This window comes from Planotetraspora phitsanulokensis (assembly GCF_016863295.1).
In the GTDB taxonomy this organism is placed as follows: Bacteria; Actinomycetota; Actinomycetes; order Streptosporangiales; family Streptosporangiaceae; genus Planotetraspora; species Planotetraspora phitsanulokensis.
Genome location: NZ_BOOP01000064.1, coordinates 1 through 9,341 on the forward strand (window position 1 = coordinate 1; position 9,341 = coordinate 9,341).

At 67.0% G+C, this 9,341-nt stretch carries 9 protein-coding genes; 5 read left to right on the plus strand and 4 right to left on the minus strand.

Annotation, left to right across the window (positions count from 1 at the left end; all coding sequences use genetic code 11):
- Positions 1-211: 211 nt before the first annotated feature.
- Complete coding sequence (locus Pph01_RS42145) at positions 212-397, minus strand: hypothetical protein (protein WP_204078884.1); 186 nt, start codon at positions 395-397, stop codon at positions 212-214.
- Between the two features lie 458 nt (positions 398-855).
- Here Pph01_RS42145 and Pph01_RS42150 point away from each other — a divergent pair, with 458 nt between their 5' ends.
- The 4 genes from Pph01_RS42150 (at position 856) to Pph01_RS42165 (ending at position 5,737) form a co-directional block, all read left to right on the plus strand.
- Positions 856-3,150: a LamG-like jellyroll fold domain-containing protein gene (locus Pph01_RS42150; protein ID WP_204078885.1), complete on the plus strand. Its 2,295-nt coding sequence runs from the start codon at positions 856-858 to the stop codon at positions 3,148-3,150.
- A gap of 216 nt (positions 3,151-3,366) precedes the next feature.
- The gene (locus tag Pph01_RS42155; RefSeq protein ID WP_204078886.1) at positions 3,367-3,981 is read left to right on the plus strand and encodes a TetR/AcrR family transcriptional regulator; all 615 of its coding nucleotides are present in this window, start codon (positions 3,367-3,369) and stop codon (positions 3,979-3,981) included.
- 173 nt (positions 3,982-4,154) lie between these two features.
- A complete protein-coding gene (locus Pph01_RS42160) occupies positions 4,155-4,631 on the plus strand; it encodes an anthrone oxygenase family protein (protein WP_204078887.1) in 477 nt (158 codons plus the stop codon).
- 83 nt (positions 4,632-4,714) lie between these two features.
- Positions 4,715-5,737, plus strand: coding sequence for an alpha/beta fold hydrolase (locus tag Pph01_RS42165; RefSeq protein ID WP_204078888.1), 1,023 nt, complete (start codon positions 4,715-4,717; stop codon positions 5,735-5,737).
- A gap of 348 nt (positions 5,738-6,085) precedes the next feature.
- On the opposite strand, the gene Pph01_RS42170 is transcribed toward Pph01_RS42165, so the two are convergent.
- From Pph01_RS42170 to Pph01_RS42180, 3 genes are all read right to left on the minus strand, one after another.
- Positions 6,086-6,874 carry an SDR family NAD(P)-dependent oxidoreductase gene (locus tag Pph01_RS42170; protein WP_204078889.1) on the minus strand — a complete coding sequence of 263 codons (789 nt, stop codon included), beginning with the start codon at positions 6,872-6,874 and terminating at the stop codon, positions 6,086-6,088.
- Between the two features lie 68 nt (positions 6,875-6,942).
- Complete coding sequence (locus tag Pph01_RS42175) at positions 6,943-7,518, minus strand: TetR/AcrR family transcriptional regulator (protein ID WP_204078890.1); 576 nt, start codon at positions 7,516-7,518, stop codon at positions 6,943-6,945.
- 111 nt (positions 7,519-7,629) lie between these two features.
- Entirely contained in the window at positions 7,630-8,448 is an 819-nt protein-coding gene (locus Pph01_RS42180) for a helix-turn-helix transcriptional regulator (protein ID WP_204078891.1), read from the minus strand.
- 84 nt (positions 8,449-8,532) lie between these two features.
- On the opposite strand from Pph01_RS42180, the gene Pph01_RS42185 reads away from it, so the two are divergent.
- Positions 8,533-9,240: an SDR family oxidoreductase gene (locus tag Pph01_RS42185; protein ID WP_204078892.1), complete on the plus strand. Its 708-nt coding sequence runs from the start codon at positions 8,533-8,535 to the stop codon at positions 9,238-9,240.
- The last annotated feature ends 101 nt before the right edge of the window (positions 9,241-9,341 follow it).

Here is a 9,341-nt window from a genome sequence, read left to right on the forward strand (position 1 = left end):
ATGACCATCGCCGTGTAGCTTCCGGGCGGTCTCCCTCGCCGAGACCGGAGCCTGCGCGACTTGCCCTGCGAGTAGCTCCAGCCAATCCCCAAGTGGGCCGTACGACACCGTGAAACGCCGGGGTGGACGCCAACTGCGTCCACCCCGGCGCCGTCGATACCGGCTGCACGTCGGTCCGCACTTCCCGCCGGCTTGCACCGCCTTCGGCGGTTTACAGGTTCGCGGACGCCAGCCGGGCGGCTCGTTTCGCCAAGGACGGCTGGAGCTTCAACGCGAGTCGATAGAGACCCCGCATCTGGGGAGGGTGCTCCTGCCAGTAGTCGAAGTAGTAACGAACCATCTCTTCTCCGCAGACCTTCGCCACCCTGCGGTCCAGCCCGTATATCCGCTGTCTCAAGGTGAACGGACTCATCACGATGACGACCGCCACGATTGCGACGACAGCCGGGATGAACGAGTAATTGCCGGATCGGTATCAGTATCGAGCCGGGGTGCGGCAACGCCCCCGATGTTGAGCGCAGTCACGCTGCGGGTCCAGGTGCAAGCGGCATGATCGCCCGCCGCCGGTCGGCGAGCACCATCTTGAATGGCAGCCCTGGCAGGATCCGCCTTCCTCACCTGCCTTGGCCACTCCCTGATCTTCCGCCTCGAACAGGTCGATGCTGGTTGATCGCGGGCCCCGAGCGGAGGCGCGCGCACGAACGTGCAGCTGAACCGTGGCGCCGGGGACAAGTCCGGGATTAACCCCTTTATCTTCCTGCGTCCGGCTCCCACGATTCAGATCTGCTTCACCGGACAGCCGTGCGTGCTGAATACGGTCCGGCCGTTACCTCGGAAGCAGCGGTTTGGAGACTGATGGACAACGTAGGCGAGCAGCACGGTGTCGGACGCCGTGCTCTGATTCAGGCCGCACTGGCCGCTCCCGCCGTCGGCGCTTTGTCGACGCTGGTAGGCGCCTCTCCGGCGAGCGCGGACGATGGACACCGTTCCGGTGGCAAGGGGCACTTCGACGAGGAGAGCCCCCGTTTCGCCCTGGCCGTGTTGCCGGACACCCAATACCTTTTCGACGCGGACAGCGCCAACCCCGAGCCCCTGCTCAAGACCTTCGACTACCTCATTCAGGAACGCGCGGACCTGAACATCGCGTTCATGACGCACCTCGGCGATGTCACCGAGCACGGCACGGAGCAGGAGGAAACGCTCGCGGGCAGGACCTTCCGGGCCATCGACGACAAGGTGCCGTACAGCGTGCTCGCGGGAAACCACGACGTCACGTCGGACGACCAGCGCGGAAAGACGCCCTACTTGAGCGTCTTCGGTCCGCAGCGCTTCGCCAAGTCGCCGACCTTCGGCGGCGCCTCACCCGACGGCTACAACAGTTTCCACGTGGTTCGAGCGGGCGGCCGCGAATGGCTGATCCTCGCGCTCGACTGGAGACTGTCGGACAAGGGCGTGCAGTGGGCGCAGGGCGTCATCGACGCTCACCGCACGCTGCCCGTCATTCTCACCACCCACGAGCTGGTCGCTCCGGGCGACAACGGCACGGCGTCCCTGTCCGCCTACGGGCAACAGCTGTGGGACGGCATCATTCGCCGCAACGACCAGATCTTCCTCACGCTCAACGGTCACTTCTGGCCGCCCGCGCGCACGGTTCTGAAGAACGACGCCGGGAACGACGTTCACGCGCATATCACCAACTACCAGGACCGCTACTACGGTGGCGGCGGCATGATCCGCCTGTATCACTTCGACCTCGTCCGGAACGTCGTCGACGTCGAAACCTTCTCGCCGTGGTTCCTGGACCACGACCCGGAGCGTCGGTCTCCCCTCGAGGCCGAGACGCTGGAGCTCACCGGCCCGACGGACCGTTTCAGCGTCGACATCGACTTCACCGCGCGCTTCCAGGGGTTCGCCCCGGTGACGCCGCCCCCTCCGCGCCCCGTCAGTGCCGTGACGCCCAAGGGCACCGTGGCGTACTGGCGCTTCGACGCGGCAGGGCTGACCGAAGCTGGCACGGCGGGAAGCCCCGTCGCGGCCGGGACGGTGGTTCGCGACCTCACCGGCAACGGCAACAACCTGACGGTTCAGCTGCTCGGCACTCCTGTGCCTGGCAACCTGCTCAGCCAGGTCACCGCGGTGACCGCGAGCGCCGAGAACGCGCCGAACGAAAGCGCCGCGAACCTCAAGGACGGCAATTCGTCGACCAAGTGGCTGGCGTTCAACCCGACCGGCTGGGTGACCTACCAGCTGGCCAAGCCCGCGGTGGTGGTGCAGTACGCACTGACCTCCGCGAACGACTCGCCGGGCCGCGACCCCAAGGACTTCACGGTGCAGGGGTCGAACGACGGCAGTTCGTGGACCGACCTGGACACACGGACCGGGCAGACCTTCAGCGGGCGGTTCGCCACCAACACCTACAGCTTCACCAACAAGACCGCCTACGCGTACTACCGGCTCAACGTCACCGCGAACTCCGGTGACTCGCTCATCCAGCTCGCCGACTGGAGCATCGGGGACGGCTCGAACCATCTGCTGACCTGGTCGCCCGATCACCACACCGGGCAGCCGGCGCATGCCAGCCTCCGCTTCGACGGAGGCAAGAGCCCCAACAGGGCCGCGATTCTCGAGGCGGTGGCCAACGCGCCCGTCAACAGCATGAAGTTCCGCTCCGGATACACGATCGAGGCGTTCATCAAGCTGCCCGAGCCGTTCCAAGGCGACCACTCCTGGATGGGCATCCTCAGCTGGGAGGGACGCAGCGGCGACGCCGGCAAGACCAACGGCTACTCCCAAGACGAACCCACCTGCAGCCTGAACCTGTCTCCCGAGCGGTTCCTGCAGTACATCGTCTATCCGGACGTGCAGAACTCGAGCCCCACATCGTGGAGCCACGCCCTGCCGCCCGGAGAGTGGACGCACATCGCCGTGGTCAACGACGGCCAGGCGACAGTGATCTACGTGAACGGATCGAAGATCGTCCGTAACCCCACTCAGCCCTCGACGGGCATCGCCACCCTCGGCAAGCCGTTCGTCATCGGCGCCACGCAGTCTGCCCTGCAGTTCGGCCAGGGCTTCTACGGATGGGTCGGCGACGTCCGCATCTCGTCCCGCGCGTTGCGGACAAGCGAGTTCCTGACCACCTTCAAGTGACGCAGACCGTACGGGGCCGGCACAGGGGCCGGCACAGGGGCCGGCCCCGTACGGCTGGCCACGCCGCCGGCCCATCTGAGCGGACGACGGAGGCCCGACCGTCCGCCGGGTGCGTGCCCGTGGTCACCACCGCGACCTCGGGGCCTTTTGGACGGTCTCGCGCAAGATGCCCCATCTGGCCGATTAAGCGCATGCGACCTGAGGTAGCGTCATTTCATGGCACCACAGGAACACGGGGGCCAGTCCGAGGTCATTCTGGAGGTCGCGGGACGGCTTTTCGCGGCTCTCGGCTACGACGGTACGTCAATCCGTCAGATCGCTGAGGCGGTCGGGCTGGACATCACCACGATCACCGAGCAGGTGGGCATCAAACGGGATATCTACCTCGCAGTCATGGAACGGGCGTTCCAATTAGAGCGTGCAGCGATCGAGTCGGCGGCGGTGGAGTTCGAAGCGAACGGTTCGGTTCACCAGTTATTCGACCGCTACCTTGATTTCTACGTCGAGCATCCGGACATCGTGGCGCTCTGGATGCATCGATGGTTGCTGGACGCGGCGGACGTCGCGGAGTTGGAGAACCAATATGTCGAGCCGCTCACCGGGATGATCGGCAAGTCGGTGGGAAATCTGCTCCCCGATACCGACGTCGACATCGAGTACACGCTCTGGACCGTGATCTGGTCCGTCCACGGCTTTGTCAAAGGGGGCATTCTGGAGGCTGACGGGGAACTCCGGGGACCCTCGAACCCGCAGAGCCTGCGCCGGTTCCGACGCACCATGCACCAGATGCTCCACCGCCACCTGGGCCTCCCCGGTGATCCACCAGTCTGAAAGGCCGCCCTTCACCTTTCGCCCCATGCGGAGTCGTCTCCTGGGGTGACCAGTCCCGTCCGCGCGCTTACTCCGAAGTGATAGATCGCCGGATCCTGCTCCCTGTGCAGTAGTGGGCGAAGCCTCCTCTGGTGGGACGCCTGCGGCGTGGCGATCGGACACCATTGCGTGTCATGAGAACCCACGTCAGGTACGTTCAGGGGGCCGCCTTGCTGGCCACGGGACTGCTCGCGGGCGCGTTCGGGTACGGCGCCGCCAACGTGGTTCCCACGTTCAGAGCCGTCCCCCTGGAGGTGCGGCTGACCTTCCACACCGCGATGATGAAGGTCAACGAGCCGGTCATGCAGGCCGCGATGGCTCTGGCGATCCTCTCATCGTTCGGTCTGGCGATCGTCAGCCATGGCCTGTCACGGCGACTGGCGATCGGCGCCGGTGCGTTGACGCTGACCTCGTTACTGGTCACGGTGTTCGGCAACGTCCCTCTGCACGCGCACATCCGGCGGTGGGCCGCCACTTCGGTCACAGAGGGCTACGCCGAGATCCTGCAGCGGTGGGAGACCTTTCACAACCTGCGCACCATGACCGGGCTTGCCGCGTTCGCCCTGATCATAATCATCGTGGTCTTCACCCGGCCCGCGTTCCAGCAGTGAGGTCTCGGCGGAGGGAGTACTCCGCTTGCAGACCGACACGAGACGTTCCCGTCGACCGACCGTGCCGAAGGAGTGCCGGCCCCGTGCGAAAACGAAAAGTCATCAGGATCGTCGCCGCGGTGCTCGCCGTTCTGGTCGGAGTGCCGGCCGTGGGAATAGCCGGACTTCTCCTCTGGGACGGCGGCGTCGACACCGACCCGCACCGGGAACTCCTCAGCGGTGTCCGGATCGATCTGCGGACGGCCATGACACGGCGTGGCCCGGTCGAGTACGACCTGTACGGCACGCGAGGTCCCGTACTGCTGTCCGTTCACGCCGGGCTCGGCGGCGCGGATCAGGGACGCCTGTTCGCCGGCTGGCTGCAGAACGACGGGTTCCGCATCCTGAGCCCCTCGCGGCCGGGGTACCTCGGCACACCGTTGGAAAGCGGCCGGACCAACGAGGAGCAGGCCGACCTGCTCGTCGCACTGCTGGATGAACTCGGCATCGACCGGGTCGGAGTCCTGGCGGTCTCGGCCGGGAGCCCGGTGGGCTACACCTTCGCCGCACGATATCCGGAGCGCGTCTGGGGGTTGGTCTCCATCGGCGGAGTGAGCGAACCGCAACCCGGTGGGGCGGGCTCGCCGTTGCGGAGGACGTTCCTGAACACCGTCGGCCAGAAACTCACTCTGCTGACGGCGAAGTTCTCGTTCGAAACCATTGTCGCGGGAACGTTGGACGAGACCAGCACCTTTACCGAGGAGCAGCGGACCACGCGCACCTCGTACATCATGAACACGCCAGACGTGCAGGCGCTCTTCAGAGCGATGTTCGCCACGACGTTCCCTTACCAGAAGCGCTGGGTGGGCACCGACAACGACGCGGCGCAGGCCCGACGTGGCGGTCTTCCCCTGGAGCGGATCACTGCTCCGACCTTGATAATCCACGGCACGCAGGACGGCGACGTGCCTTTCGGCCACGGAGAGTCCGCCGCCGAGCGCATACCCCGCGCGGAGCGGTACTGGATGGAGCACGACGACCACCTGGGCTTCTGGCTGAGCCCTGAGGCGAGCCGGGCACAGGCGGCGGCGCGAGATTTCCTCCAGCGGCACGCGCCGGCCGCATGAGTCACCTGCGTCCCCTGTATCCATGCCTGGACCGTCACCCACCGTGGTGCCGCCCACCGCGGTAGAAGCGGATCATCTGGGATGATCTTGCAGCGTCGTCCCGCGACTCACGCCCGAGGACATGTGCGCGGACTGCCCGGAAGACCGCCGAGTTCCTCCCGGCCACCCGAAAGCCGGCCCCGAACAGCAATCGGACTGCCGCCAATGAGGGCCAGTGACCCTCAGGGCCCCGGCGTCTGCCATGGCGGCAACCAGTGGGGCGGCGGGCAGGCGGGCGGCCGGTCGGTGAACCGTGACGGCGGCGAGCACCGTGTCGGGACGGCAAGCGTGGGTGCGGATGGGTGTCGGTCAGAGGGTCTTGACCTGGCCGCCGTCGAGGATGAACTCGGCGCCGGTGGTATTGGCGGAGCGGGCGGAGGCGAGGAACAGCACCAGGTCGGCGACCTCGCCGGCCTCGGTGATTCGGCCGGTGCTGATCCCCATGCTCTGCGGCACAACCTCGTCGAGCGCCTGCTGGGCGGTGACTCCGGCGCCGGCGGCGACGGCGTCCGCGAAGCCGCCCGGGTCGGTCCAGAACGGGGTCCGCACCGGGCCGGGCGAGACAGCGTTGACCCGCACGCCGCGCGGCGCGAACTCCTCCGACAGGGTCTTGGTCAGGTTGGCCACCGCTGCCTTCGCCGCCGAGTAGTCGACCACCATCGGTGACGGCAGCCGGGCATTGATGCTGCTGATGTTGACGATCACCCCGCCGGTGTCCAGCAGAGCGGGCAGGGCCGCCCTGCTGGTGCGCACGGCGCTGAAGAACGTCACGTCGAAGATCCGCGCCCACTCGGCGTCGTCGACGTCGAGGAAACCCGACCGGGCACTGCCGGCGCCAACGTTGTTGACCAGCACATCCAGGCGCCCGTATGTCGACAGCGCGGCGTCGATGAGCCGCTGCGGGGTGCCCGCGTCGGTGATGTCGGCCAGCACCACAGTGGCGCCACGCGCGGCCAAGGCGTCGAGTTCGGGGGTGCTCGTGCGGCTGCTCGCCACCACGTGCGCACCCTCGTCGAGCAACGCCGCCACGGTGGCCAGACCGATGCCCTTGCTCGCGCCGGTGACGAGCGCGACCTTGCCCTGCAGTTCGAGATCCATTACAACTCCCAGTTGTTGACTAATCAGTTCCTAATTCGGGTAGCAAAAATTACTTCGGGTGGCAAAAGTCAGTCGAGCGCGCCTACGGCGACCTTGACGGCGTTTTCGAGGAACACCCGATCCGCGCGGGCCTTGCCCATCACCCGCAGACCTTGCAGGAACGTGGTCAGGAACTGGGCCAGCTCCCGCGGGTTCTTGTCCGCTGCGATGTCCCCGCTGACCCGGGCCCGCTCCAACGCCCCGGCCAGGGCCGACTCAATCTGGCCCATTGTGCGGGAGACCTGCTGCACCGTGTCCGGGTGCGCCGAGCGCTCCGTGGCCGCATTGACCAACAGGCACCCCCGCTCCGGATCGGCCAGGTCGGCCTCCACCAACTCCAAGAGCACCGCCTGGATCACCGGACGCACCTGCTCCGCCCGGTCCAACAGCTCGATCAGCCCCTCCGCGTGGCTCTGGCAGTAACGGCGAAGCGCCATCGCATAGAGCTGCTCCTTGGATCCGAACGCCTTGTACAGGCTGCCCCGGGCGATCCCGAGACCCTCCACGAGATCCTCCGTCGAGGTCGCCTCGAACCCCTGACGCCAGAACAACTCCATCGCGCGGTCCACCGCCACGTCGATGTCGAACGTCCTTGGCCTACCCATGCGACGACCATACAAGTAAGGAACTGATCAGTCAACAATTGTGAGAGCCGTCACCCGTCTCGAAGTGCCGCGACGAACGGCAACAGGGCCTGCGGCTTGGATCCGAACGGATTAGAACGCTGCTGGAGATGCGACCTGGGCGGCCAGGTGGTGGAGGGCACGGGCGGTCGGCGTGTCCGGATCGGCGGTCATGAACACGACTTGCTGGTCGTCGTCCGGGACGGTGAGGACGTCGCAGTTGATGCGAAGCCGACCGAGTTCGGGGTGCGTCATGCTCTTGGTTCGGTGGCCGGGGGCGCGTACCGGGTTGGTGGCCCAGATCTCGTTGAACTCCGCGCTGCCCGCCGTGAGCTCGGCCAGCAGGCCGGCGAGGGCTGCGTCGCGGGGATAGCGGTCGGCGGCGGCCCGCAGCCGTGCCACTGCGATCTCGCCGAACTCCTCGTGGCCCGTGGTCAGCACCTGATCGCGGAACAGGAAGCGCCGGCGGGCCAGGTTGGGCTGGGCGCGGAGGTTGCCGAGCAGCGCTTCGGCGAGCGGGTTCCAGGCGATCACGTCGTAGCTGGCCGCGGTGACGACGGCTGCGGTTTCCGGGATCCGGTGCAGCAAGTCGGCCACGTAAGGGCGGACCTGGCGCGGCGGTCCGGCGGGCGGATCCGGGGCCACGCCGGCCAGTTGGAACAAGTGCGTTCGCTCGGCGGGTGCGAGCCGGAGCGCATCCGCCAGGGACCCAAGGATCCGCGGCGACGGGCGTGGCCCGCGCGCCTGTTCCAGGCGGACGTAGTAGTCGACCGACATGCTGGCCAGGTCGGCGACCTCCTCGCGGCGCAAGCCTGGCGTACGGCGCCGTGACCCCGCGGTCAAGCCGACGTCACCCGGGCGTAGCCCCTCCCGCCGGTCTCGCAAGAAACGAGCCAGTTCACCTCTCGCCATCCGCTGCCTTTCTGTCTGGTTCCGCTCTCACTGGTATCGATTGTCCCTGGATCGGCCTCCCCACTGGCAGGCACCCTCGACAACATGAACAACTCGATCGCATTGGTCACCGGCGCCAACAAGGGCATCGGCAAGGAGATCGCGCGCCAACTTGCGGGCGCTGGCCTCACCGTTTACGTCGGCTCGCGCGACGCCGCGCGCGGAAAGCGCGCCGTCGAGGAGATCGGGGGCGACGCCCGACTGCTGGTCTTCGACGTTACTGATGCCGCGAGCATCGCCGATGCCGCGCGTCAGATCGACAAGCTGGACATCCTGATCAACAACGCCGGAATCTCCGGCGATGACAAAACAGCAGACCGAGAGGACGTCGACACTTTTCGCCGGATCTATGAGACGAACGTCTTCGGGATCGTCATGGTGACCAACGCCTTCGTGCCTGCGCTGCGGCGGTCCGCCCGCCCCCGGATCGTGAACATCTCCAGCGGCACCGGATCGCTGACCTGGGCTACCGGGCCGCAGTTCCCGCACACAGGCACCTATGCCGCCTACCGGTCGTCCAAGGCAGCGCTTAACGCGCTGACCGTGTATTACGCCCACGCCCTGGCCGGTGACGGCATCAAGGCCAACGCGCTCGCACCCGGTCTGCGCCGGACCGACCTCAACGCCACCGCTGCCGCCAGCGACGGCGACCCGGCCGAGGCCGCGGCGGGCGCGGTCCGGCTGGCACTGCTGCCGGACGAGGGGCCTTCCGGGGAGTTCTTCTCCTGGGACGGGACGCCGGTTCCCTGGTAGGACTGACCGGGACCGCCGAGCATCCCCATTGCCACGATGACGAGGATGAGGAGCGGATCACGTCGTCACCGACGTGATCCAGGCGATGCAGATTCTGCACG